Raw genomic sequence first — 24721 nt, forward strand, 5'->3', positions numbered from 1 at the left:
TTAAACTCGTTCCCTCCTTTTTAATATTTTAGGGAAAAACATCCCAGTGTTTTGCTTGTAATTATGATATTCAGGAAATCTTTGCAGAAGCATCTTTTCTTCCTGTCTTGCACGATAAGCCATAAACGGTACAAAAACCACAGATACCGCCACTATAGATAAAATATTCCTATATACCATGCATCCCCCGTAAAACATCAGAATAATAGAAGCATATAAGGGGTGTCGTACAAATTTATACATTCCTGTCTGTATTAATGTATGCTCATGATAAATTTTAATCTGGTTAGCCCAATTTCTCCCTAAATTAAATCTTCCGCTAATATTAATTATACAACCAGCAACAATCATAACTGTGCCAATTATCATTAACAACTCTTTTATAAAACCTATACCTACAGGAATAATGCCTACCTTACTTAGCACAATTCCATAAAACAAAAGAAAAAAAAGTGTCATAGTTCCTGTCTCAACAACGGACTTTTTTTCCTTTTGTACTTTCTCCTTTCTTGAAAACAAAACAAAATCTATATATATAGCAAGAAATAATGAAAACACACATAAACAAATCACAACTTGTATAACTATAAGGAATACTCCCTGGCTCAAAAAGTTCCTCATATTTCCTTCTCCCTATGAATTGTATTATATGCCGAAAATGGAATTTTCCTCAAATTCTCAGTAATAATATGAACACATTCCTTTTGCATTGATTTCATATCAAAATTATATGCGTCTATAAAAGAACTAACACTAATACGGAAAGTATTCTGATCAATATACTCCATCTTCTTTTCTTTTGATTTAATAAAAAAGTCCAAAGGTACAATATGTTTAAAATCATTTAGAAATTTGAAGCAGCTACAGGTTGTATTTATATCTTTAATACTCTTCCCCGCATTTTTTAAAGCATCTTCAATCGTAAATGCAAAAGTATTATTGATTAAATGTATATAGTCCTGTATTCTTGCATCTCGCGTTATGGGAGTAAAGCCACCCTTTGAAGTCTTATACAAGTAAGACATAGCAACTCTTTCCACATTGCAAGGTAATGGTATAAAATCATTAAATTGCAACATCCCGTTCGTTTGTTTCTCTAACCGCTTCAGAACTCCCGAAAGGGTAACTCTGTTTTTCTTAACATCATTGTTAGTTCTTCCGAAAAAAGCAGCAGGCTGAAAATTAACTCCCCTTACATATGGCTGATTTAAACCGAAAGTAAAAATCTGACCAACTTCGTCATCATTAATCCCTTTAGATATAGTAGCTACCAGTGTTGTTGGAATTTTATATTTGGCAAGGTTATCTATTGCTTTTCGTTTCTTCTCTAACAAGTTTTCTCCTCTTAAATCTTGATAGGTTGATTCCTTAAAACCATCAAACTGCAAATATATTTCAAATCCACCGACAAACTGCCCCAATTCCTTCACAAACGCCTCATCTTCCGCTATTCTGATACCATTTGTATTTAACATGACATACTTAAACTTCTTGGTTTTTGCCAACTTTATGATTTCAGTAATTTCAGGGTGCAGAGTTGGTTCCCCCCCGCTTATTTGAAGGATTTCCGCCTGTCCGCCTTCTGATTCCTGAAAAAAGTCCATCATATTTTCAATTTTGTCAAGCCCTAAAAAATGCCCTTTCCCTGCATCTGCATAACACAACGGACAATGTAAATTGCATTTTGCTGTAACCTCAATTAAGCCTATACAAGCATGTTGGTCATGCTGTGGGCATACTCCGCAATCAAATGGACAACCTTTATCTACCTTTGTGTGTACCTTCATTCGTGTTCCCGGTTTATCATACTTCCTTTTTTTTAGGTGATAATCCGCTATTTCTTCAAGAATTTCCAACTGTTCCCCATGCGTAGAACAATACTTAAGCAAATACACTTCTTTATCCTTTAATACCACCTTTGCAGGAACTGTTTGAAGGCATTCAGGGCATAGGCTATTCGTAAATTCGTAAAAAACATAGTCTCTATTTGAGTTTTCTCCTGCATTTTGATTTTTTAATTATAGTACCTCATTATTAAAATTAACCCCTTTATTGAAAAAAGGTTATTGTAATTATTCGAGTTTTACTATATATTACCTCTTTTTTGTAAAAACTTCAATCTTAGGAATAGCTGAAGTTATATTTTTAGTATTGCTAAACTATTCAGAAGCGCTACCTCTTTTTGATATGACGTATTTTAATTCTTAGCTCGTAGAGAAACATTCTTACTTATGGTATGTCTCACCGTTTAATATTTTGAACCCCCTGAATATCTGTTCAAGCAGAATCAGCCTGGCTAGTTGGTGCGGAAATGTCATATCAGATAAACACAGCCGGAAATCAGCTTTTTGGATAATTTCATCATCTAATCCCAACGATCCTCCAATTACGAATGTAAGGTGCGATTTGCCAGAAATAAAAAAGGAATTGAGCTTTTCAGCAAATCCCTCAGAGTCTAACTTTTTTCCTTTTAGGTCTAAAACTATCAAAGCCGATCCATCCTTAACTTTCTTTAAGATACGCTCAGCTTCCTTCCTTTTTACCTGCACTTCCTGAGCTTCACTTAAATTTTCCGGTGCCTGCTCATCATCCACTTCTACAATTTGAAGTTCACAAAACCTTGAAAGCCGCTTACTGTATTCACTTATACCTTCTTTCAAATACTTTTCCTTCAGCTTCCCAACCACAACCAGCGTTATCTTCATTACTTCCTCCTATACCTCAATTACTTCTCCAACACGGTCACGCAAAGCCACCGAAAGCATTATGTCTTTGCTCGGGCAAATATCATTTTCGCCAAGTACATTGCAAACTGTTTGATATGCAAGCTCCGGGAAATTATTTTCACGGCTCAAATGGCCCAATAAGAACTTCTTTGTACCATTCTTAGCCAGGTATGCCACTACTTTTCCCGCCATTTCATTTGATAAATGCCCACTATCCCCCAAAATTCTCTTTTTGAGAGGCCATGGGTAAGGCCCTACCTTTAACATTTCAACATCATGATTTGACTCAATTAGCAAAAGATCGCTACCCATTAAATAGCTCAGAAGCTTATTTGTCATATGCCCGATATCTGTAGCAGTAGTAATCTTCTTATTATTCAAAAAAAAGTTAAATCCTACAGGATCACTTGCATCATGAGGAATTGGAAATGCTTTAACAAATATATTGCCTATTTCAAACTCCTCACAGTTATCAAAACAAACTTTATTTTTTATATTTACAGGCCCAATTTCCTGCTCCATAGCATTCCATGTATTTTCATTTGCATAAATGGGAATATCAAACTTACGGGAAAGTATTCCCGCTCCTCTTATGTGATCACTGTGTTCATGGGAAACTAAAACAGCGCTTATTTCCGAAGGATTTTCTCCTATGGTAACAAGCGCTTCTATAATTCTCTTACCGCTCAAACCGGAATCAACCAATATTTTAGTTTTCCCGTCTGATACAAAAAGACAGTTTCCACTACTTCCACTATATAAACTACAGAACTTCATCATTTGTTATCTCCTGACTAATTTATGAAGCCATTAGGGCTCGTAGAATATAAACATACCTTATTTTCTAGAAAAAGTCCATGAAAAAGTGGTATGTAAATACTTCCTTCCTCCTTATTTTGTCGCTCTGACAATATCAGCACCAAGACTTCTAAGCTTATCTTCAATACACTCATAACCTCTATCTATGTAGTTTATATTATATACTTCAGTTTCACCTTCCGCAACCAGCCCCGCAATAATCATTGCTGCTCCCGCCCTCAAATCAGTGGCTTTAACGGGTGCCCCGGAAAGTTTTGGTTTTCCATCGAATACAGCCATTCTTCCCTCTACTTTTATTTGTGCCCCCATACGCTTTAGTTCATCTACATACTGAAACCTGGAATCCCAAATTCCTTCAGTAATTGTGCTGGTTCCATCTGACAAACAAAGAAGCACAGATGCAGGTGGGTGCAAATCGGTAGGAAACCCCGGATATGGGAGAGTCTTAATATTTGCTTTAAGTATTTTTTCTGTTCCTATAACTCTAATCCAATCCCCGTCTTCTTCTACTTTAGCACCCATTTCAATGAGTTTTGCGCTAAGTGATTCTAAATGTTTAGGAATTATATTCCTGATAGTCACATCACCTTTTGTTGCAGCAGCAGCAATCATAAAAGTCCCCGCCTCAATCTGGTCAGGAATCACAGAATGAGTAGCTCCTCCTGAAAGTGTAGTAACTCCCTTTATTTTTATAACATCAGTACCTGCTCCTTTTATATTTGCTCCCATTGCATTAAGAAAGTTCGCTACATCAACAACATGCGGCTCTTTCGCAGCATTTTCAATTATAGTTGTACCTTCAGCCTTAACCGCTGCAATCATAATATTTATTGTGGCTCCCACACTTACAACATCCATAAAAATCTGGCTGCCTATAAGCCTTTCTGCCTCAAGCTTTATTACTCCATGATCTATTTCAACTTTTGCTCCCAACTTCTCAAAACCTTTTATATGCTGATCTACCGGCCTAAAACCAAAATCACAGCCACCAGGGAAAGCAACCTCGGCTTTCTTAAACCTTCCAAGTAACGCACCCAACAAATAATAAGATGCTCTAAGACTCTTTATCATATCATATGTAGCAGTACTAGATCTAACGTACTGAGAATTTATCATCATACTGTCTTTATTGTCAAATTCAACATCACAGCCCAACTCTTTTAAAATATCTATTAAAATTCTGACATCACTTATCTCAGGAATATTTTCAATTTTACAGGGTCCATCTACCAATAAAGCAGCAGGTATAATAGCCACTACAGAATTCTTGGCTCCGCTTATATTTACTTCCCCCATAAGCGGCCTACCGCCCCTAATAACAAACTTCTCCAAAAACAACGCCCCCACTCATTTTCTTTTAACCGGCAAAACATTCCATATTAATTATATTACTATATCGCAATAAGTTACACTTCTAAAATTCATTGATTAGCTTATTTATTTAACGTTTAATTTTACTTCCTCACCATTATAAACTTTAAAGTATCTTTCCTCTATTTTTTCATCTTTCTGGAGTATTACCCTCCATACAGGCAGATCATCCAATACTTTAGTGTCTTTTCCTATGTTTTGCTCGCCAAATCCTATATTAATTTCCTTAATAACCATACCGCTATTATTTATAAGATTTTTTATAAGTATTTGGTAAGCAGGCATTATTTTTTGACCTTTAGTAATTTCATCTACATTTTTATTATTATATTTTAAATAAGTAATTCCATCTTTAGCTATAATTATATCTACATAATTGCTATACAGCCAAAACCCATCCTTTTTTTCCCTGAAAACATATCTCCTTTTACTGTCTGGCAGATCTTCCATACTATCAAAGTAGAAGTTTTCAAATGGGACATTTAACCTTTTAAATAGATTTACAAGATAGTTCTGAACCCTTTTGGAGTCTGCAAAATCAATTGTTTCCTGAGGGTTACTATTACTATACACAAACGTATTTACCTTACTAATTAGTAACTTTCTATTACCACAATCCGCTACTGTGCTTTCATTAGAGTTTCGTTCAGTATATTTTTCGTCTCCGAAAAAGCCCTTTATGATCAAATCTTTATCCAACAATGTGTTAGAGCTGATCAATGTACCTATTTGTTTATTATATACGGGAATATCACATTTTACAATAATACCTCTATCTTCAAGCACTTTATAAGTGTTCTTTATAGCTTCATCAGATACATTATCCGAGTTAAAGGAACTAATCATCATAATAGAAAGAAAAAGATTTAAAAGAACAAATATAAAAATAAGAATACTTTTTGCCCTCGCCCAATCCATAATCAGTCCCCTTTTTTCTCTTTCATTTCAACTACATAGTGCTTATCATCTATCGTTTCTATCACCCAGACAGGTTTTAAATGTTCACTTTCCGTACTGCACTTTGCATCATATGATATGCTTACATCTTTTACAGAAAAATTTTCAAAATTTAAATAATCATACTTTTTAAAAACATCATCAAGAAGATCATAGGGGTAAGTTCTTATTTTCAGGCTATTGCTACCAAACGAAAACTCTTTCATAATCCAATAGCAGCTCAGTACTTTTTTCTTATTAGCATTGATAGTTATTGCGTTATTTACGAAACTTTCCTTTCCCGTATTCACAGGATAATTAAAAAAACAAACAGGCCTTTTATTAACTTTATAATCAAAGGTAAATGTATAATATCCATCTTCGTTATCCTTGACGCCTGACAGGTAAATATCTGCACCTTTCACAAAATCTACTTTTCCGCCAATAAACTCAAGTACGTTTTCTAAAGCCTCTATCTCATTCCCTTTATCAGACTTGTCAAATTGATACAAATAACTATATTCCAATAGCCCATCCCTGTGAAGTTTATAAATTTTACTTGGGTTTCTAAACACAATAGAATTATCCATGTCAATCCCCCATGTAAGCCTTTCTTTGTCACTTCCCAGCACTTTTGTTGCAATATTTTCAAGGTCATTTTTCTTTGTAGGACCAAGATTCGTTATGTCTTGCGGCACCATACTTATTATATCGTCAAAATCTTCCCAACTACTTCCTCGAGGAATCAAAGTATCAGGCTTTATAACATAAGGAGTTTTATTGATACCCATCAATTCGTTCATAACTATATAGTTATATGAATCATCGCCTTCACCAAGCGTTGTAAGCATATTATTATAATCATCTCTGCTCAACCCCTTTGGTCTAAGTGGCAAAACAAACTCATACGTCTTAATTCCGTCATAAATATATAATCCTATATTATTATTAGAATCTACTCTAGGGAGCACAGCCATTTTATATATTCCATCAAATTCATGGTTCGAAATCTTGTCTATCTTTAACAATGATCCCAGAATATTTGTGCTGATCTTTGTTTTGAATTCATACACAAAACTCTTTTTTACAACCACTTCTCCCCAGTACTCTTCAGTGTACGTCTGCTTCTCAACAATATTTTTTTCTCCTAATAGGCTTGATATATAGTATCCTGCCTCATTCCAAAGTTTATCATAATACTCATGACTTTCATCAATAACATAATGAGCCTCATCGTACCCCTCAGTAGCGGTAATTCTATATGGCTTGACATAATCCCCTACATTAATACGAACTTTTTTTTCACCATTTGCAAAAATATTCCATAAAAAATTAGTAGGTAACCCTTCATTCTGATAACTCCAAAGGATACCTACCTGTATAAAACTCGTAATAACCAAAACTAACAATATATAAAATTTAAATCTTTCAACTTTAACCCGTCTCATCTGTTTAATTGCAGACACCTTCTTATTTATTAAATAAACCGTTTAGCATATCTGTAATTTTTAAGAATCCACCCTTTATAGCTTCTTTTATTCCACTATCAAGTACTGAAACTTTAAAACTGTTTATCTGAAGATTAGTTTTACTTACCAGTTTATCGGCCTCGTTCTTCTTATAAGCAATAATTCTGACATCATTTGCACCTTTATTCGGAAGAATTACTTCTTTCATAAATATTCCCGATTCACCTATATCCCATATGTAATCTCCATCTGTATTAGCAAAAGGTTTGTACTTGTGAGTTGTATTGTCATAAATCAGAAGCATGACACTTATTTCTTCCTTTACAGAATTACCACAAACAACATACGATTTTTTGAAAGTAGATTCGTCACCTTCAGGACGAGTTATGGTAACTAAGAACTGATTAGTATCGCTAGTAGCCTTATCCGTTAAAATTGTATATTGCTTAAGCAATTTCTGGTTTTCAACGCCCTCGGCAAATGACGTAATACTAAAACTAACTATCAACAGAATCGTCATTAATATGTAAGTAATTTTCTTGTACATTTTCCTACCACCTTTATTAGGATATATACTCTTCATATATATTATCCTGATTATCTTATATCTACATTATATATCATATATGTTACAAGATTGTTACATGACATTTAAGATTCAATTACATCTTCTTTAATGCCACTCTCATAGTGAATTGGCAATCTAACTATTACTTCAGTACCTTTGCCAAGTTGGCTTGAAATTGAAATGCTCCCCTTATGAGCTTCAATTATCTCCTTGGCTATGGAAAGACCAAGCCCGGTCCCCCCCATTTCACGGGAACGAGCTTTATCAACCCTGTAGAACCTCTCGAAAACCCTCTTTATATCTTCTTCAGGAATTCCTATCCCTGAATCAACTACTTTTACATATGCATCACTATACATTTTTCCTATATATACTGTAATCTTGCCTTTATCAGGAGTATATTTTATTGCATTTGTAAGCACATTCAGCACTACTTGCTCAATTCTATCCTTATCCGCATAAACTTCTGGTTTATCTCCTATCGAAAAACACTCAATTACTTGCCTCTTTTCTTTTGCGGACAATTCAATTTTTTCTACTGAGCTTCTAACAAGGCTCTCAAAACAAAACGGCTGCATATTCCACTGCATTTGCTCATTTTCAAGCCTTGAAAGCTGAAGCAGATCTTTAACCAACCTTGTCATCCTGTCAGCTTCAGAATTTATTACATTGAGAAATCTGTAAGCAGTCTCCTTATCTTCAAGAGCACCATCCATTAGTGTCTCAGAATAACTTTTAATTGAAGTCAACGGAGTTCTTAATTCATGAGAAACATTGGCAACAAATTCTCTTCTCATATTATCAAGTTTTTGCTGAACTGTATTGTCGTGCATAACTGCAATTATGCCTTCTGCTTTATTCTGATCGTTTGTTGACAAAGCAAAATAAACCCGAATATATTTGTTATCAAAACTAAGGCTTGCTTCCTTTGTACTGAATGTTTCAAGGTAAAGCATCTCTTCTATGGTAATGCCTAAATTATACATATTTGAAAACTTATTAAAATCCATATTAAATTCATTTACCCCCAGCATCAGCTTGGATGCTGGATTCGCATGAACGACTTCTCCATCTAGGTTAAAAGCAATTACACCATCTGTCATATAGTTTAATATAGTCTCAATCTTATTCTTTTCTCTTGATATTTCATTTAAAGTCTTTTTTAACTCTTTCGCCATATAATTAAAAGTTTTTGTCAGTTTACCTATTTCATCATCCGATTTGACTTCCTCTACCTGCGTAAAATCACCTTCTGCAATATTTCTAGCTTTGTGCATAAGGTTAACTATCGGTACAGTAATTGTTTTTGATAGCATATATCCCAAAAGTAACGATAAAATAACGGCAATTAAAAATGCGTTCTGAATAATGCTGTTAAACTTATTTAATACTACACCCCACCGGTCCTTATAATATCTGAAATATAAAATGCATTTCCCTTTTTCCCTGGCATAGTCAAAAAAAACCCTGTCATTACTATGAATAGCCTTTCCTACATTCCCATTTTTCCCTGCAAGAGCAGATAAAAAGTTTTTTGAGTTAAGAATATCGTCAGTAAATTTATCACTATCTTCTCCAAATAGATTGTCGCTTGAATACAAAACATTATTTGAATTTTTGTCAATTACAGTGTAAGTTACATAGTCCCACGCCATAAAGAGATTTGTTGCATTGTAATTATCTTTTAAGTCTACAATTATTTCTTCTGCAGTAGGATTGTCTCCAATTCCCCAGTTCTCAAACCCATTATCTATTCTGCTTTTAAAATCCTCATAGTATGCAGATTCCATAAAATAGTTTAATGCAACACTCACTGTAGTCATTAAAGCAACTGTTACAAGTATAAATATAACAACAAGTCTCCATTGTAAACTTTTAAAAAACTGCGGATTCCTAAAAAACATATCAGCCCTCGCAAAACTTTATGGTAATAAAAATATTTTATGCCGATTTAGCCAACCCTGTTGAAATAGTATCCAACCCCTCTTTTTGTCATAATATAACTGGGATTACTGGGATCGTTCTCTACCTTCTCCCTAAGTCTTCTAACTGTGACATCTACAGTACGAACATCGCCATAATACTCATAGCCCCAAACCTTTTCAAGCAAGCTTTCCCTTGAAAATATCTGACCCTGCTGAAGGGCTAAAAATTTTACAAGTTCAAACTCTCTTAATGTAAGCTCAAGAACCTTGTTGTCCCTCTTTACTTCGTAACGATCTATGTCAATCTCCAGGTCTCCACACTTTATGGCATTACATTCCTTAGATACAGTATTTTCAGATGAAACCCTTCTCAGGTTTGCTTTAACTCTGGCCATCAATTCTCTTGTACTGAAGGGTTTAGTAATATAATCGTCCGCCCCTAATTCAAGACCCAACACCTTGTCAACTTCTTCCTCCTTGGCAGTTATCATGATTATAGGCGTAGAAATAGTCTGCCTCAACTTTCGGCATACCGTAAACCCATCCACCTTAGGAAGCATTATGTCGAGCAAAATAAGATCAGGCTTTTCTTTCAGGGCACACTCAATTGCCTGCTCCCCATCATTGGCTTCAATTGTCTGAAAGCCTTCTTTGACTAAATTAAATTTTAAAATATCAACTATGTTTTTCTCATCATCAACAATTAATATCTTTGCGTTCACAAAATACCCCCCTCAAATATGAAAGTTATATTGTAACATTGTAACGTCTACGCAATTGCGTAGTAATCTTACTGCTTTCAAAACATTAAAGTATTGTTAAATGGCTTTAATTATTACATAAGTTGCGCATTACCAGCATAATTCAAACGTACAACTTATATAATTATAACATTTATATTACAAAATTGAACATATATTTTAAGACAATCCAGCCAAATTATTGAATTAATTATTGCCCATAACCTATTTTTTGAAAATATTATGTATTATGTTGATTTAATCCCAAAATGTGTTATAATATAAAAAAGAAGTTGTCCTACTTTCTCTACATTTATTTCTGCATAAGCTTTCTTGCATTTCACAATTATTGTTCAGGGGGGCTGCAAACAATGTCAAACGAATTAATGTATTATGTTATTACTGGAATGCACCTCAAGTTAAACAGACTAATTGAAATCAAGAGTTTTGATCTTTTAGACGAAGAAGTTCAACATTATAGCAGGAGATTAGATAAAGTTTTAGATCATTATAATAAATTTAGTCAAAAAGGTAAGCAGTTTAATCCATGTTATCTTGATAAATCTTTAAAGTGCGCATCTTTATAGCAGTCAAGCATAACAATATTTATAGGCGGTTAATAACCGCCTTTTTAATTGATAAATTCGCAAAGAAAATCACTTTAAACTTTAACCGCGGAGGTAAATCCCTCCGCGATTCTTATTAGTTACCATTTTGAGCTTTTTTATATGTCGGTACAATCAACTTTATATAATCCGATATACCCTCAGAATCTGTCAAAATAATTTCCTTCAGACAATCCAGTTCTCTTCTTAAAAGAGCCAAATCAGTGTGAATCGGTTTTGCTACATATATTTTGTTATTTTTAGTGGATTCAAGTCCCTCTTCTTTAAGAAGTAACTCCTCGTAAAGCTTTTCTCCAGGCCTAAGACCTGTATACTCTATATTAATATCTATATCAGGCTCAAATCCAGACAGCTTTATCAAGTTTTTGGCCAGATCACTGATTTTAACTGGCTCACCCATATCAAGAACAAAGATTTCTCCTCCTTTTGCCATTGCCCCTGCCTGTATAACCAACTGAACAGCCTCAGGTATAGTCATAAAAAATCGTGTAACCTCTGGGTGCGTTACAGTAACTGGTCCGCCCTGTTCAATCTGCTTTTTGAATAGAGGTATTACGCTTCCATTACTTCCCAGGACATTTCCAAACCTTACTGCAACAAACTCCGTTTTGCTGTTCCGGTTAATTGCCTGAATAACCATCTCAGCAATCCTCTTGGTAGCTCCCATTATATTAGTTGGATTAACAGCCTTGTCTGTAGAAATCAGCACAAACCGTTTCACACCATACTTGTCCGCACATTCAGCAACATTTAGTGTTCCAAAAACATTGTTCTTAATGGCCTCGGTAGGATTCTCCTCCATAAGCGGAACATGTTTGTGCGCTGCTGCATGAAACACCACATCAGGTTTGTACATTTTAAATATGTTATCAATTCTTTGTTTTTCTCTTATATTGGCAATCACTGTATGAAGCTCAAGACTGGAGTTATTATGCAGCAATTCATTTTGAATTTCATAGGCATTATTCTCATAGTTATCAATTATAACCAACTTCTTTGGGTAAAAACCTGCAATCTGCCTGCAAAGCTCCGAACCAATAGACCCCCCACCACCGGTTACTAAAACAACCTGATTTTTAATGTATGATGAAACCTCATTGACATCAAGGTTTACCGGCTCCCTTCCAAGTAAGTCTTCAATATTAACGTCCCTGACTTTTTGCATTACAACCGACTCATCAATAAGCTGAGATACAGAAGGTAAAATCTTAACCTTACACTGGGTTTTAGAGCATTCTGCAAATATATCACTAATGTCTTTATTACTCGCAGAAGGTGTTGCAATTATTATCTCATCTATTTGTCTTTTTTCTACAACTTTTGAAATATCCTTCCTCTGACCAACAATAGGAACACCGTTTATTTTCTTTCCCTGCTTAAACATATCGTCGTCAATTATAGCTACAGGAGTGTTCTTTAATTCAGGATGCATTTTCATTTCCTTTACAATTATTGCTCCTGCATCTCCACCGCCAAATATCAAAACTCTCTTTGAATTTTTAAAACGTACCATTTCTCCCTTAATTATTCTTCTAAACATCCTATATGCAAATCTTATTCCAGCGATAAGGAATGTATCTGTAAGCATACATATTGGAAATATACTTCTTGGCACAGGGGTCTGGGATAGGAATACATATGATATCATTATTGAGTTGCTCACAAATGATGCTGCAACAATTAAACCCATCTCATATATTCCCGCATACTTCCAAAGGCTGTTGTAAAGCCTACATACTATATAGGTAATTACCTTAACCAAAGTGGCTATTAATGCAAGTTTTAGTATATGCTCTGCAAAACGTTCTGGTATACTTCTGTAACTGAAGTCAAATCTTAAAAGGTACGATGCTATTAGTGATATATTAACTAAAATTAAGTCTATACCAATTAAGGCATTTGCCCTTATTTTTCTTTTCATAAGTGACCCCCTGATTATACTTATTAGTATTTATTACCACATTGATATTCCGTACAATTATACTAATCAATAACCTTCTAATGAGTATTATAATTCATTTTGTATCTAAAGCACAACCCTCTTCCTAATATTTACAATACGTGATCCATCGTTTAAATAGTTACCATTCTCTTTGTTCTCATAATACTCCCACTTATGACAGTAGACTGACACGTTATACCCATAGAATGCAATCACCGTGATTCAACAACGAAATGTGATTAGTATCCAACAGCTAGTCCCTTCCATATAAATCTCGCGTATAAACCTTATATTCTAAATCCTTAATCTCTTCAGTTAACCTGTTACTTACAATAACATCCGATATTTTTTTAAACTCCTCAAAATCTTTAATAACCCTTGAATGAAAAAATTCATCTTCAAGTAGCGTTGGTTCATACACAACAACCTCTATACCCTTCGCCTTGATACGCTTCATAACTCCTTGAACTGCGGACTGACGAAAGTTATCAGAGTCCATTTTCATAGTAAGTCTATATATACCTACAACCTTTGGATTTCTCTTGATAATCATATCTGCAATATGATCTTTTCTTGTCCTATTTGCATCCACAATGGCTGACATAATGTTTTGAGGCACATCATTATAATTCGCAAGCAACTGCTTGGTATCTTTCGGCAAACAGTATCCCCCATACCCAAAGGAAGGATTGTTGTAATGATTGCCAATCCTTGGATCAAGGCCAACACCTTCTATAATCTGTTTAGTATTTAGTCCTCTCACTTCGGCATAGGAATCTAATTCGTTAAAATAAGCCACACGCAATGCAAGAAAAGTATTTGCAAAAAGTTTTATTGCTTCTGCTTCTGTTGAATCTGTAAATAAAATTGGTATATTCTTTTTTATTGCACCTTGTGCTAACAAATCGGCAAATACCCTTGCTCTTTCAGACTGTTCCCCAATTACGATTCTAGAGGGATAAAGATTATCAAAAAGTGCTTTCCCTTCTCTTAAAAATTCAGGAGAAAATATAATATTATCAGTTTTAAACTTTTCTTTAACTAATTTAGTATACCCTACAGGAACAGTAGATTTGATAATCATAACTGCATAAGGATTAATTGACTTTACTGCAGTAATTACTTCTTCTACAGTTTTAGTATTAAAATAGTTAACTTCGGAATCATAATTGGTAGGTGTCGATATGATAACATATTCGGCATCATTAAATGCTTCATGTTTATCCGTGGTTGCTTTGAGGTTTAAATTCTTAGTTGCCAAATACTCATTTATCTCAGCATCCATTATAGGTGATTTTTTATTATTGATCATGTCTACTTTTTCCTGAACGATATCCAAAGCAACAACCTCATTATTTTGTGCCAGTAGTATTGCATTAGATAAACCTACATACCCTGTACCAGCTACCGCGATTTTCATAAACACGCCCCCTTTTTTTACATTTATTTCCGAAAGTATTACCCCTTACAATCTAGCTTTATAATTATTATCACAATCCACAAATTTACCAACAACATCAACAATACAAATCCTTGGCATAAAACCAAGGTCTCGTTTATAAAGGTTGTATAAGTTAGGTTGTGTACTAATGTTAAAACTTTACAGCTTAATTGTCTCAAATCTTCTCGAATAAAAATAAAGGTTCAAGCACATTTACTCCGTATTGAATAGGATCAATGTCATATAGAATCTCATGGTGAGTACAAACTCTCGATTTAAAACCATTGCTAGTAATTATTTGAAAAATATCATTTCCAAATACTCGAACATGATCTTCTTGACCATACAAGTTCAATCTTGCTGAATCAGATGATATTCCAGGGTCACTAAAAGTATTTTGAAGCACGGAACTATAAGGTGTTTGCAAAACTCCAAGCCCCCCAATCTTTAGAATACGATTAAGCTCTTTCAAAGCAATAGAAACATCTGATACATGTTCTAATACATGATTAGCTATTACAAAATCAAATGTATTGTCTTCAAAGGGTATAGACAACATATCAATTTTCTGAATATCTGGAGATGTTGGATAAAGATCTGCCTTAATATATTTTGAGGGTTTAATTTCATTAATTATCTTAGATATATTTTTTTCAGGAGCAAAATGTAGTATTTTTGCATTTGACATCTTGCTTATTAAGTCTAATTTTTTAGCGTAAAGAAATAAGTGCCGTTCTCTATCAATACATCTACAGTGTGGACACATAAAATTCCTTACATCACTACCAACTATTTTTAATTCTGTAAAGCTAAAATTTTTAAATTCTCCTTCATAAGGAAGAAAACCAACAACTGCTTTATTACAAATGCAACAAAACTTCTTTCTGATACCTACATATTTTAACATATTACGGTACAAATATTTCGTACTACGTTTCAACATAATTTCTGCTCCTTGTAATAAAATTTTAGTATCTTGTAAATAAGAAAACCTAATGCTTTGCTCATTTATTTGTGTTCAAAATAATCTTGCAAATATTATCCACATCTTCTATTCTCAGTTCAGAAAATAGTGGTAATGTTAATACTCTCTTTGAAATATTTAATGCAATTGGAGTTAATCCAACATCGTACTTCCCATGGAAGCATTCAAATGTATTGGTTAATGGATAAAAATATTTTCTTGAAACAATATTATTTTCTAGTAAATTATTATAAACTTCATTCCTAGTAGCACAAAAAGCTTTATTATCAAAGATTATTGGAAAGTAAGAAAAATTAGGAAAAACATCATTTTGCACAAAAGGTACCTTAATACCATCTATATTACTCAAGTTATCTATATATCTTTCATATACTTTCCTGCGCTTTTCAATTTCCTTATCAATATGTCTTAAATTGCAGATACCCATTGCGGCTTGAAATTCATTCATTTTTGCATTTGCACCAACACCATCTACAACTTCAGGTCCTCTGATACCAAAATTTTTTAGACGATAAAGGTTTAAACCAAATTCCTCATCTTTAAAACTAACAGCACCACCTTCTATTGTATTAAATACTTTAGTAGCATGAAAGCTGTATATAGATGCATCGCCGTAACAGCCAATACCTCTACCCTTATATTTGACTCCAAAAGTATGTGCAGCGTCATAAATAACTTTCAGCTCGTATTTTTTTGCAATTCTTTCTATTTCTTCGACATTACAAACATTACCGTAAACGTGAACCGGAATAATTGCAGAAGTTCTATCATTGATCAACCCTTCAATCTTTGTAACATCTATAGTACAATCCTCTGAATTAATATCACAAAAAACAGGTTCAAGACCGTTTCTTACGATAGCATGAGTTGTAGATGCAAATGTAAACGGTGTTGTTATAACTTCACCCTTAAGCCCCATTGCCTGAATAGCAAGTTCAAGCGCCATGTGTCCATTTGAAAACAAAGAGATATTTGGGACAGAAAGATAATCCTTTAGCTGCGTTTCCAGTTCCTGATGTTTAACCCCCATATTCGTCAGCCAATGCGTATCCCAGAGAGGTCTTATTTCGTCTATATATTCTTCGAAACTTGGCATGGAAGAACGGGTAACTAAAATTTTCTCACGCATCTTTATAATCTCCTTATAGAAAGTCTAATATAGTTAAAGTTTAAATTCTTCTTTTAGAATGCTCATTATAATAACATCTACATACTCACCATTTTTGTATACAGCTTCCCTTCTTATTCCCTCAACTTTGAAACCTACCTTTTCATATAAATGAAGTGCTTTTTCATTGCTTTTTAATACAGATAGTTCAACTCTTCTTAAATTTATATCATTAAAGGCATACTTTAACATAGACTTAACAGCAAAGGTGCCGATCCCCTTTCCTTGATTTTCTGCGTCACCAATCATAATATGGAATTCACAACTTCCATTTATATAATCAATAGAAAGCAAACTAACTAAACCAATAATTTCCTTCGAATTATTTGGATCAATAATTGAACATCTGATTGAGTTACCACGATTTGCCATATATGAATCAAACCATTTCTGATCAACATCAAGATTAATATAACGAAAAGGTGCTCCAAGACTTGCAATAAGTTTTGGATCATTTCTCCACTTATTAATCTGCTCTAAGTCCGTTCTCTCGATCTCCCTTAACTGATACATTTCATGACCTCCCGACTATATTCTGATATGCTCATTATTTACGATTCTTCATTCAACTATTGTACATTCCATAATTACCCATCTAGTTAATTATATCCAAACTTATTGTTTTAACAAAATATTTAATCCAAGTTCAAAAACCCCTTAATTGTTTTTACCATATAGCACATGTTTTCTATTGTATATCTTTGATCACATGGCAAAGGTAAAATGTTTGCAGCATAATCGTATTCTAATTTCCCTTTTAGCTTATCGATAAAGACATTTTGCCAAAGTGTAGGAATATATATTTTCATATCAGAAAGTGCTTTTTTTACCACAATACCATTTTCTACATAAAATGGATATGCAAAAGCTCCATCAGGAGATCTTAGCTTTAGTTTGTTATGCAAGCCTAATATGCTTTCCAAATATGAATAGTTTTGATTCCTAATCTTACGTATATTTTCATAATCGATTGCTCCAAGTATATTATGAGTTAAATTAGACATATACTTGATACCTTGATTGTTTAATAAACCTTCATTTTTTTGAAAATAACTATAATACTCAGAAGCCGTACCTTCATATCGTCCTAGTAAATGAATAATTCTATCTTTAGAAACATCAATTTCTAAATCATATTCAAGCTTTGCCCTTGTAGATAAATAAGCGCCATCAGGAACACCAAAAAACTTTCTGCAAGTATATATAGTATCAATATTTTCAACAGGTTTTTGAAAAAACGCTTGTGTATTGTCTATGATAATGTTGTGATATCTTTGTTTTAAATTGATCACTTTATCATTATCTAATTGGCCAAAATAATTAACGATGTATATATACTCATTTTCATCAAGTGAATTTTGAAATATAGGCATAAAGTCTAAGTTTATATAATAAAATTCAATATCATAACTATGGGTTTTTAATATATTTATAACAGAATCACATATAAAATACGGAATATACAGCTTATTTATTTTTTTTGCCTTTAGAAGATACAGCAGAGCATTTCTACCCGTATTGAGTGAAATTAAATTATTATAGTATTCATTACTTATAAGTTGTTCTAATTGAAAATACCCACCTATTTCATCCATAAATCCTATCTCCTATATCAACTCGTAATTTTCCAACATTTCTTTTATTTCTTCAACTGAATTAAACATCATAACATCTATTATCGAAAGATTAGGAACAAAGTCATTATCAAACTGTTTATATTTAATGGACCCAGTTCTTAAAAATCTTAACTCTATTCCTTCTTTAGCAAAATCGTTTACTGAGTACAATTCTTGTCCACCTATTGCATTAAAATATTCATTTGCTTTAAGTAATTTGCAGATTTCAATAACTTTATCCTGGCCTTTCAAATTAGTATTTTTATTAATTTTAGATGAAACAAGCAATTCTGTTTTTATTGATAAATAGTCACAAACTTTTCTTAGTGAATATTCCAAATGTTGAGCTAAATTACCCTCGTTATAGTAGAGTATATCCTCAATAACTGGATAAGCAGTCTGATAATAGGGTGCTTTTTTATATAAATTTTCAATAGTTTTTATGTTTTTCTTTATAAAAATCACATCATTAGATACCCCAACTTCATTAATAAGCTTATTAGGACTTGCACCGTCCATTTTTAAATTAATCAATTTGGGTTCATTATTCATTAAAATTCTGTTTCTGTTTATCCATCCACCTTTTATAAAATTTACATCATCATATATAACATATTTATCTACTGCATTTATTAACTGCCAATACCCTATATAAGGGAAAAAATATGGTTGCATTATACCTAACTTCACCTTATCACCCCTTTTCGATTCTCGAACATACCTTTAAATGCTGTAATTAAGTAAGCATAGCATTCCAGTTTTATTATTTTAGCTACATAAACATAAATAATACATCCAATACACACTTGCAATATCAAAGTTAAGTACACCGACATGTTTAACCAGCTTAAACTATATATTACACTTCCCATTAATAAGGATAATATTAATACTGGCATTATATCTTTAAACTGCTCACTAACACTATAATTAAGTAGCTTTTTATTGGGGTATGAATTTATAAATGACGATATTACTCCACTAACCAATGTTCCCATTGCAATTGCATAAACACCAAATTTTATTGAAATTACTAAAATAGCAACACCTATTGTTTTTTTTATCAGTTCTAATTTTAGGATAATTTCGCTGCGGCCTAAAGCATTTATAGCTTGTATGTTTGCAGTGTGTATCGGCCACAAAGCATAAGAAAAGCAAAAAATTCTTAAAAACGGAACACATGGCAACCATTTATCAGTTAGTACAATTTTAACCAAAGATTCTGCGATAACGGCCAACCCAACCATAAGCGGGAAAACAATAAATGAACTTGTAACAATTGAGCGTCGTACCATACTTTTTACTCTTTGCTTATCATCCTGCTCTTCTGATAATACTGGAAGCATAACTGACTGTATTGAACCGTTTATATTTGATACAATAATTTGTGGAAATTGATCTCCTCTATTGTAAAACCCTAATATGGAAGGGTTAAAAATCTTTCCAATAATTAAGCTGCGCAGGTTCATATAAAGAGTGTCAATTAGTATTGCAACAAGCAGTTTCCAACCAAATGCAAATAGGCGTCGGACTCTTTTAAAAGAAAAAACTAACTTAGGTTTCCATCTAACAGTATAGCATAAAATTAACGTTATAATAAACTGGCTTGTTAGTTGTTGGAAAACTAAAGCCCATACACCAAACCCACTATAAGCTAATAGAATTCCTGTTATACCAGACACTGTCACTGCAATTATACTGCTAAAAAAAAGTTTTTTAAACTGCATTCTTTTTGATATGATAGCGCTTTGTATTGAATTAAAGCTACCCAAAAATAATGTGGTTCCTAAAACTCTGATTACGGCTACTATTTCCGGAACACCATAAAAACCAGCTATTAGTGGAGCTGTAAAAAAAAGCGTGCTATATAATATAATTGTTACAAATAAACTTATATAAAATACAGATGAAAAATCAACTTCATCAGTATCTTTCTTTTGAATTAGTGATGTATTAAACCCGCTTTGAACAAATACATTCGATATTGTAATAAATATTGCTATAAGTGATAATATTCCATAATCACTGGGTACAAGGAGCCGCGCTAAAACTATTTGTACAACAAATTGTATTCCTTGAGTTCCAGCTCGTTCCATTAGCTTCCAAAACAAAGATATTATCACTTTTGATTTTGTATTCTTATTCTGCATATTATTTCATTTCCTCAATAAATGAATTAAATTTTAAAGATATTTATTTCTTTTTTTTCTAATTAAATACATTGTTTTTATATATGGATATTTAATACATATTGTCACTAAATATAAAATAATAATGACTTTATTGTCAAACTGAGAAAATCTTTCTAAAAACCCGTTAAATTTTATATTGCCATCCTTTCTAATTAAAGAACGCATTAATCTCAGTGCATACATTTGACTACTTATGATTATACTTTCATTAGACACATTTGCTTTTTTGGCATAATCATACAAGCTTTTGTAAAATAGGACTTCTGTATTAATGTTAAATGCATTTTTTGTTATAGCACTATGGCTGCTACCACTATTCACAACTAATCTATAGGCACTCCACACACTTTGGATACATCTTATTTTGCCGTTTGTCGACAAAACAAAGGCTTTAATTTTGTCTTCCGGACTTGAAATGCCTTCAACAATATAATTTATTGAGTGATCTAAAAAATAGTTTCTAATTAGAATTGAAGCTGTTTGCCCAGGGAATAGCCCTTTACGATATTCTTTTAAAGTATATTCTTGTTTTTTACATTCAGGATATTTCTTATTAGAATCGGCACCATCTTCATCAATAATTTTTACGTTGTGGGCAATAGCAATATAATCCACATTATTTTCTAAAAAATCAACTTGTTCTTGCAACTTTCCTTTATATATCCAATAGTCATCTCCTTCAAGTACAATGTAGTATTTTCCTCTCATGCGGGAATACAAGTCCTTAAAATTAGCGACAGCGCCTAGGTTGTTTTCTCTATAAAACAACTGGAAATTGCCAGGTAAACTGAGTTCAAGATTTTTTAATTTTGTCCTGCTATTATCAGTTGAACAATCTTCTCCTATCAATACCTCATAATCAAAATTAACTTCTTGCATTATAATACTATTTAAAGCTTTTTCTAAATATTTTTCATGATTATATATAGCTACTATAATTGATACCATTATTTTCGATTCCATAATTATCTCCTCATATAATTAATAAAGTAATTTAATACGTTCGTCAAGGTTCATATACTGAATTTCGCTTTATGAAATTAATTGCGAACTTATTTGTTTTATGTAGTATCACTTTCAATATACTAAATTTGTTGATTTATTCATAATTAAAATGAAATAAACTAATGGTTAATCCACATTTATCAATTTTAGCTATATAAGCTGATATTTGAAGAATAAAAGTGCCATTAAATTCATATAAAATTATAGTAGCTGCATACCTTAGAATCCAGCATTAGATGTACTAATTATATACAAATATATACAAACAATATTTATTTGTCAAATAGTAAGAAATTTATTAAATTCATTTAGGTTTCTAAAAAAATATATATAAGCATTTTTTACGTAAAGCAGTGAAATAATAAACTCCATCAGACTGTATATCCCATCTGACAGCCTTAACCCTTTCAGTCGTACTTTCGAAGGGGTTTCTCCCTAAAGTATTAGAAATTGCAATTACACCAAATTATTTTTGCTTTAAACTAATGCATACAATTCTATAAATTGGCGGTATTGTCTTAAAATAAATATTCAAATTTGTAATTTAAATGTTATAATTATATAAGTAATAGCTTGCATACCTAAGCGGGGTATTTTTGTACGCGCTAAAATATATGTTGATATTTTGAAATTTAATTCAGTCAAAGAAGGATTTCAGACTATTGAGGGCGAAGATGGAGAACAAGCACTTGAGTACCTTAAAATAAAGGATTGATCTAATTTTGAACTTGTTAAATTTATAGCCCTTAAGCAGGGTCAGATATTCTTTGAAAAATTGAAGTAGCCTAAGGAGTGAGGTTTATGGCAGAAAGAATTTACTTGGCTTCTCCTCATATGAGTGACGAAGGGTATGAAATGGAATATATAAAAGAGGCATTTGAAACAAATTGGATTGCTCCACTTGGTAAAAATGTAAATGAGTTTGAAAACGAGTTTGCAAAAAAAATAGGTTCTAGAGCTGCGGCTGCTTTGTCAACAGGAACTAGTGCTATTCATCTTGCCCTTAAAGCAGTGGATGTTGGTAAGGATGATATTGTGTTTTGTCAGTCGCTTACTTTTTCGGCAACAGCTAATCCTATTATTTATCAAAATGCCATACCTGTATTTATTGATAGTGATTATAGGACCTGGAATATGGACCCTGATGCTTTGGAAGAGGCGTTTGAGAAATATCCGAATGTTAAGGCTGTCATTGTTGTACACCTTTACGGAATTTGTGCTGATTTAGACAGGATTGCTGAAATTTGTAGCAAGCATAATGTACCTCTTATAGAAGATGCAGCAGAAGCACTTGGGACTTATTACAAAGGTAGGCATGTTGGAACTTTTGGAAAGTTTGGTGTTTTCTCTTTTAATGGCAATAAGATAATAACAACTTCCGGTGGTGGTATGCTTGTTTCCGATGACGAAGCTAAAATCGCTAAAGCAAAATTTTGGGCGTGTCAATCAAGGGAGCAGGAAAGACATTACCAGCATAACGAACTAGGATATAACTACCGAATGAGTAATATAGTTGCAGGAATTGGAAGAGGGCAGCTTAAGGTACTTGATCAAAGAGTTGCCAAGAAAAAATATATTTTCGAGTTTTATAAACGGGAACTAGGGCAGTTAGATGGAGTAAAGTTTATGCCTATTAATGACTGGAACGAACCAAATTACTGGTTAAGTTGTATTTTTTTATATGGTAATGTTAAACCACTTGATATAATAATTGCTCTTGAAAATGAAAACGTTGAGTCAAGGCCAATTTGGAAGCCAATGCATATGCAGCCTTTCTTCGAAAGGTATGATTATGTTGGTAAAGATATATCTGAGAAGATTTTCGAAAACGGTGTTTGCCTGCCATCAGATACAAAGATAAGTGATAGTGATTTAAATAGGATTGTTTATATTATAAAAGGGTTGTGGAAAAAATGAAAGTAAAAAAAGGGTTTTATTATCGCTTTATAAAAAGACCTCAAGATTTCCTGCTTTCATTAATAGCACTAGTTGTATTAAGCCCGGTTATTCTAACTATAGCAATACTTGTTAGGATTAAACTAGGCAAACCTATTATATTTAACCAAGAACGTCCGGGACTCAATGAGAGGGTATTTAAAATGTACAAGTTTAGGACAATGACTGATGAGAAAGATAAGAATGGAGAATTGCTTCCGGACAGTGTCAGACTTACAAAGTTTGGCAGGTTTTTAAGATCTACGAGTATGGACGAGTTGCCGGAACTTTGGAATATTGTTCGTGGAGATATGAGTATAGTAGGTCCAAGACCGCTTTTAATCCAATATTTGTCACTCTATAACGAAGTTCAGAAGAGGCGTCATGATGTAAGGCCCGGACTTACAGGATATGCCCAGATTAACGGCCGTAATGCAATAAGCTGGGAAGATAAGTTTTTTCTTGACGTTGAGTATGTGGACAAATTGAGCTTTGTTGGCGATTGGAAGATTATTTTTTTAACGATAAAGAAAGTTTTTACGCGTGAGGGAATAAGTTCAGACACGTCAGCTACTATGGAACCTTTTAGGGGATCCAAGGAAAGTGTGAAGCTATGAAAAACAGGCTTATAATTATTGGTGCAAGTGGACATGGGAAAGTGGTAGCTGATATAGCATTAAGTATGAATAAGTGGAAGAGCATTGCTTTCTTGGACGATAATGAGGAATTAAAAGAGTCTTTGGGATTGCAGGTAATTGGCACGTATGCTGATGCTTATAAATATAAAGATGACTCGGATATTTTTGTAGCCGTTGGAAACAACTCTATCAGAGAAAGGATTCAGGATGATCTTGAAAGCGAGGGTGCTAATATTCCCGTTTTAGTTCATCCAAATTCAGTTATTGGTACGAGGGTAGAAATAGGAAATGGAACAGTGATTATGGCAGGATCAGTGATAAACTGTTGTACTGTAATAGGTAAGGGATGCATTATTAATACAGGCTCTACTCTAGATCATGATAATGTTATTGAAAATTTTGTTCACATATCACCTGGTGCCCATTTGGCTGGAACTGTAAAGATCGGAAAAGGCTCTTGGATTGGTATAGGGAGTTCAATAAGTAATAACATTAATATCACAAACGGATGTAAAGTAGGTGCAGGAACTGTGGTCGTAAAAGATATATCTGAATCTGGGACTTATGTTGGAGTTCCAGCAAGAAAGATAAAATGATATTTATTAACTAAGGAGAAAGA

Annotated in this window: 23 protein-coding genes and 1 pseudogene; 4 read left to right on the forward strand and 20 right to left on the reverse strand. The window is 33.2% G+C overall.

The window, feature by feature from the left end:
- The 11 genes and pseudogenes from ACECE_RS0211360 to yycF all read right to left on the reverse strand — a co-directional run bounded on the left by ACECE_RS0211360 (position 1) and on the right by yycF (position 10536).
- Positions 1–621, reverse strand: a complete 621-nt coding sequence (locus ACECE_RS0211360) for a methyltransferase family protein (protein WP_010681333.1) — start codon at positions 619–621, stop codon at positions 1–3.
- Complete coding sequence (locus ACECE_RS27310) at positions 618–1787, reverse strand: radical SAM protein (RefSeq protein ID WP_456049009.1); 1170 nt, start codon at positions 1785–1787, stop codon at positions 618–620. Before ACECE_RS27310 ends, ACECE_RS0211360 begins: the two co-directional genes overlap by 4 nt.
- A 72-nt stretch (positions 1788–1859) precedes the next feature.
- A pseudogene (locus tag ACECE_RS32600) lies at positions 1860–1961 on the reverse strand (hypothetical protein); the annotation flags it as partial.
- Between the two features lie 264 nt (positions 1962–2225).
- A complete protein-coding gene (gene rlmH / locus ACECE_RS0211370) occupies positions 2226–2705 on the reverse strand; it encodes a 23S rRNA (pseudouridine(1915)-N(3))-methyltransferase RlmH (protein ID WP_010681335.1) in 480 nt (159 codons plus the stop codon).
- Between the two features lie 9 nt (positions 2706–2714).
- Entirely contained in the window at positions 2715–3506 is a 792-nt protein-coding gene (locus ACECE_RS0211375) for an MBL fold metallo-hydrolase (protein WP_026073804.1), read from the reverse strand.
- Between the two features lie 111 nt (positions 3507–3617).
- Complete coding sequence (locus ACECE_RS0211380) at positions 3618–4877, reverse strand: UDP-N-acetylglucosamine 1-carboxyvinyltransferase (protein WP_010681337.1); 1260 nt, start codon at positions 4875–4877, stop codon at positions 3618–3620.
- Between the two features lie 105 nt (positions 4878–4982).
- The gene (gene yycI, locus ACECE_RS0211385) at positions 4983–5834 is read right to left on the reverse strand and encodes a two-component system regulatory protein YycI (protein WP_010681338.1); all 852 of its coding nucleotides are present in this window, start codon (positions 5832–5834) and stop codon (positions 4983–4985) included.
- Positions 5835–5836: 2 nt separating this feature from the next.
- Positions 5837–7300: a hypothetical protein gene (locus ACECE_RS0211390; RefSeq protein ID WP_010681339.1), complete on the reverse strand. Its 1464-nt coding sequence runs from the start codon at positions 7298–7300 to the stop codon at positions 5837–5839.
- 22 nt (positions 7301–7322) lie between these two features.
- Positions 7323–7868, reverse strand: coding sequence for a hypothetical protein (locus ACECE_RS0211395; RefSeq protein WP_010681340.1), 546 nt, complete (start codon positions 7866–7868; stop codon positions 7323–7325).
- A 104-nt stretch (positions 7869–7972) separates the two neighbouring features.
- Positions 7973–9793, reverse strand: coding sequence for an ATP-binding protein (locus tag ACECE_RS0211400; RefSeq protein ID WP_010681341.1), 1821 nt, complete (start codon positions 9791–9793; stop codon positions 7973–7975).
- Between the two features lie 47 nt (positions 9794–9840).
- Positions 9841–10536 (reverse strand): response regulator YycF, encoded by a 696-nt coding sequence (gene yycF, locus ACECE_RS0211405; protein WP_010681342.1) that lies wholly within the window; start codon positions 10534–10536, stop codon positions 9841–9843.
- A gap of 389 nt (positions 10537–10925) precedes the next feature.
- Here yycF and ACECE_RS0211410 point away from each other — a divergent pair, with 389 nt between their 5' ends.
- Positions 10926–11141: a Spo0E family sporulation regulatory protein-aspartic acid phosphatase gene (locus ACECE_RS0211410; RefSeq protein ID WP_010681343.1), complete on the forward strand. Its 216-nt coding sequence runs from the start codon at positions 10926–10928 to the stop codon at positions 11139–11141.
- A 115-nt stretch (positions 11142–11256) separates the two neighbouring features.
- Here ACECE_RS0211410 and ACECE_RS0211415 read toward each other — a convergent pair whose 3' ends face one another.
- The 9 genes from ACECE_RS0211415 to ACECE_RS29320 form a co-directional block, all read right to left on the reverse strand.
- Positions 11257–13101, reverse strand: a complete 1845-nt coding sequence (locus tag ACECE_RS0211415) for a polysaccharide biosynthesis protein (RefSeq protein WP_010681344.1) — start codon at positions 13099–13101, stop codon at positions 11257–11259.
- Positions 13102–13375: 274 nt separating this feature from the next.
- Complete coding sequence (locus tag ACECE_RS0211420) at positions 13376–14542, reverse strand: nucleotide sugar dehydrogenase (RefSeq protein ID WP_010681345.1); 1167 nt, start codon at positions 14540–14542, stop codon at positions 13376–13378.
- 196 nt (positions 14543–14738) lie between these two features.
- A complete protein-coding gene (locus ACECE_RS0211425; protein WP_010681346.1) occupies positions 14739–15506 on the reverse strand; it encodes a class I SAM-dependent methyltransferase in 768 nt (255 codons plus the stop codon).
- 61 nt (positions 15507–15567) lie between these two features.
- Positions 15568–16677: a DegT/DnrJ/EryC1/StrS family aminotransferase gene (locus ACECE_RS0211430; protein ID WP_010681347.1), complete on the reverse strand. Its 1110-nt coding sequence runs from the start codon at positions 16675–16677 to the stop codon at positions 15568–15570.
- Between the two features lie 33 nt (positions 16678–16710).
- Positions 16711–17229, reverse strand: coding sequence for a UDP-4-amino-4,6-dideoxy-N-acetyl-beta-L-altrosamine N-acetyltransferase (gene pseH / locus ACECE_RS0211435; protein WP_010681348.1), 519 nt, complete (start codon positions 17227–17229; stop codon positions 16711–16713).
- 122 nt (positions 17230–17351) lie between these two features.
- Positions 17352–18311 (reverse strand): hypothetical protein, encoded by a 960-nt coding sequence (locus ACECE_RS0211440; RefSeq protein ID WP_010681349.1) that lies wholly within the window; start codon positions 18309–18311, stop codon positions 17352–17354.
- Positions 18312–18323: 12 nt separating this feature from the next.
- Complete coding sequence (locus ACECE_RS0211445; RefSeq protein WP_010681350.1) at positions 18324–19022, reverse strand: WbqC family protein; 699 nt, start codon at positions 19020–19022, stop codon at positions 18324–18326.
- Positions 19019–20482, reverse strand: coding sequence for a lipopolysaccharide biosynthesis protein (locus ACECE_RS0211450; RefSeq protein WP_010681351.1), 1464 nt, complete (start codon positions 20480–20482; stop codon positions 19019–19021). The genes ACECE_RS0211445 and ACECE_RS0211450 overlap by 4 nt, the downstream gene beginning before the upstream one ends.
- A 33-nt stretch (positions 20483–20515) precedes the next feature.
- Complete coding sequence (locus ACECE_RS29320) at positions 20516–21487, reverse strand: glycosyltransferase (RefSeq protein ID WP_010681352.1); 972 nt, start codon at positions 21485–21487, stop codon at positions 20516–20518.
- Between the two features lie 843 nt (positions 21488–22330).
- Between ACECE_RS29320 and ACECE_RS0211460 the strand changes: the two genes are divergently transcribed.
- From ACECE_RS0211460 to ACECE_RS0211470, 3 genes are read left to right on the forward strand one after another with little or no spacing between them, the layout of a single operon-like run.
- On the forward strand, positions 22331–23446 hold the full coding sequence (locus tag ACECE_RS0211460; RefSeq protein ID WP_010681353.1) for a DegT/DnrJ/EryC1/StrS family aminotransferase: 1116 nt from the start codon (positions 22331–22333) through the stop codon (positions 23444–23446).
- The gene (locus ACECE_RS0211465) at positions 23443–24081 is read left to right on the forward strand and encodes a sugar transferase (RefSeq protein WP_010681354.1); all 639 of its coding nucleotides are present in this window, start codon (positions 23443–23445) and stop codon (positions 24079–24081) included. Before ACECE_RS0211460 ends, ACECE_RS0211465 begins: the two co-directional genes overlap by 4 nt.
- Positions 24078–24698, forward strand: a complete 621-nt coding sequence (locus ACECE_RS0211470) for an acetyltransferase (protein WP_010681355.1) — start codon at positions 24078–24080, stop codon at positions 24696–24698. The genes ACECE_RS0211465 and ACECE_RS0211470 overlap by 4 nt, the downstream gene beginning before the upstream one ends.
- Positions 24699–24721 lie beyond the last annotated feature (23 nt).

It is taken from the genome of Acetivibrio cellulolyticus CD2 (assembly GCF_000179595.2).
GTDB classification, from domain to species: Bacteria; Bacillota; Clostridia; order Acetivibrionales; family Acetivibrionaceae; genus Acetivibrio; species Acetivibrio cellulolyticus.

Coding starts and splice junctions, on each gene's coding strand:
- ACECE_RS0211360 (WP_010681333.1), bottom strand. CDS start 621: ATGAGGAACTTTTTGAGCCAGGGAGTATTCCTTATAGTTATACAAGTT.
- ACECE_RS27310 (WP_456049009.1), bottom strand. CDS start 1,787: ATGAAGGTACACACAAAGGTAGATAAAGGTTGTCCATTTGATTGCGGA.
- rlmH (WP_010681335.1), bottom strand. CDS start 2,705: ATGAAGATAACGCTGGTTGTGGTTGGGAAGCTGAAGGAAAAGTATTTG.
- ACECE_RS0211375 (WP_026073804.1), bottom strand. CDS start 3,506: ATGATGAAGTTCTGTAGTTTATATAGTGGAAGTAGTGGAAACTGTCTT.
- yycI (WP_010681338.1), bottom strand. CDS start 5,834: ATGGATTGGGCGAGGGCAAAAAGTATTCTTATTTTTATATTTGTTCTT.
- ACECE_RS0211390 (WP_010681339.1), bottom strand. CDS start 7,300: ATGAGACGGGTTAAAGTTGAAAGATTTAAATTTTATATATTGTTAGTT.
- ACECE_RS0211395 (WP_010681340.1), bottom strand. CDS start 7,868: ATGTACAAGAAAATTACTTACATATTAATGACGATTCTGTTGATAGTT.
- ACECE_RS0211400 (WP_010681341.1), bottom strand. CDS start 9,793: ATGTTTTTTAGGAATCCGCAGTTTTTTAAAAGTTTACAATGGAGACTT.
- ACECE_RS0211410 (WP_010681343.1), top strand. CDS start 10,926: ATGTCAAACGAATTAATGTATTATGTTATTACTGGAATGCACCTCAAG.
- ACECE_RS0211415 (WP_010681344.1), bottom strand. CDS start 13,101: ATGAAAAGAAAAATAAGGGCAAATGCCTTAATTGGTATAGACTTAATT.
- ACECE_RS0211420 (WP_010681345.1), bottom strand. CDS start 14,542: ATGAAAATCGCGGTAGCTGGTACAGGGTATGTAGGTTTATCTAATGCA.
- ACECE_RS0211425 (WP_010681346.1), bottom strand. CDS start 15,506: ATGTTGAAACGTAGTACGAAATATTTGTACCGTAATATGTTAAAATAT.
- ACECE_RS0211430 (WP_010681347.1), bottom strand. CDS start 16,677: ATGCGTGAGAAAATTTTAGTTACCCGTTCTTCCATGCCAAGTTTCGAA.
- pseH (WP_010681348.1), bottom strand. CDS start 17,229: ATGTATCAGTTAAGGGAGATCGAGAGAACGGACTTAGAGCAGATTAAT.
- ACECE_RS0211440 (WP_010681349.1), bottom strand. CDS start 18,311: ATGGATGAAATAGGTGGGTATTTTCAATTAGAACAACTTATAAGTAAT.
- ACECE_RS0211450 (WP_010681351.1), bottom strand. CDS start 20,482: ATGCAGAATAAGAATACAAAATCAAAAGTGATAATATCTTTGTTTTGG.
- ACECE_RS29320 (WP_010681352.1), bottom strand. CDS start 21,487: ATGGAATCGAAAATAATGGTATCAATTATAGTAGCTATATATAATCAT.
- ACECE_RS0211460 (WP_010681353.1), top strand. CDS start 22,331: ATGGCAGAAAGAATTTACTTGGCTTCTCCTCATATGAGTGACGAAGGG.
- ACECE_RS0211465 (WP_010681354.1), top strand. CDS start 23,443: ATGAAAGTAAAAAAAGGGTTTTATTATCGCTTTATAAAAAGACCTCAA.
- ACECE_RS0211470 (WP_010681355.1), top strand. CDS start 24,078: ATGAAAAACAGGCTTATAATTATTGGTGCAAGTGGACATGGGAAAGTG.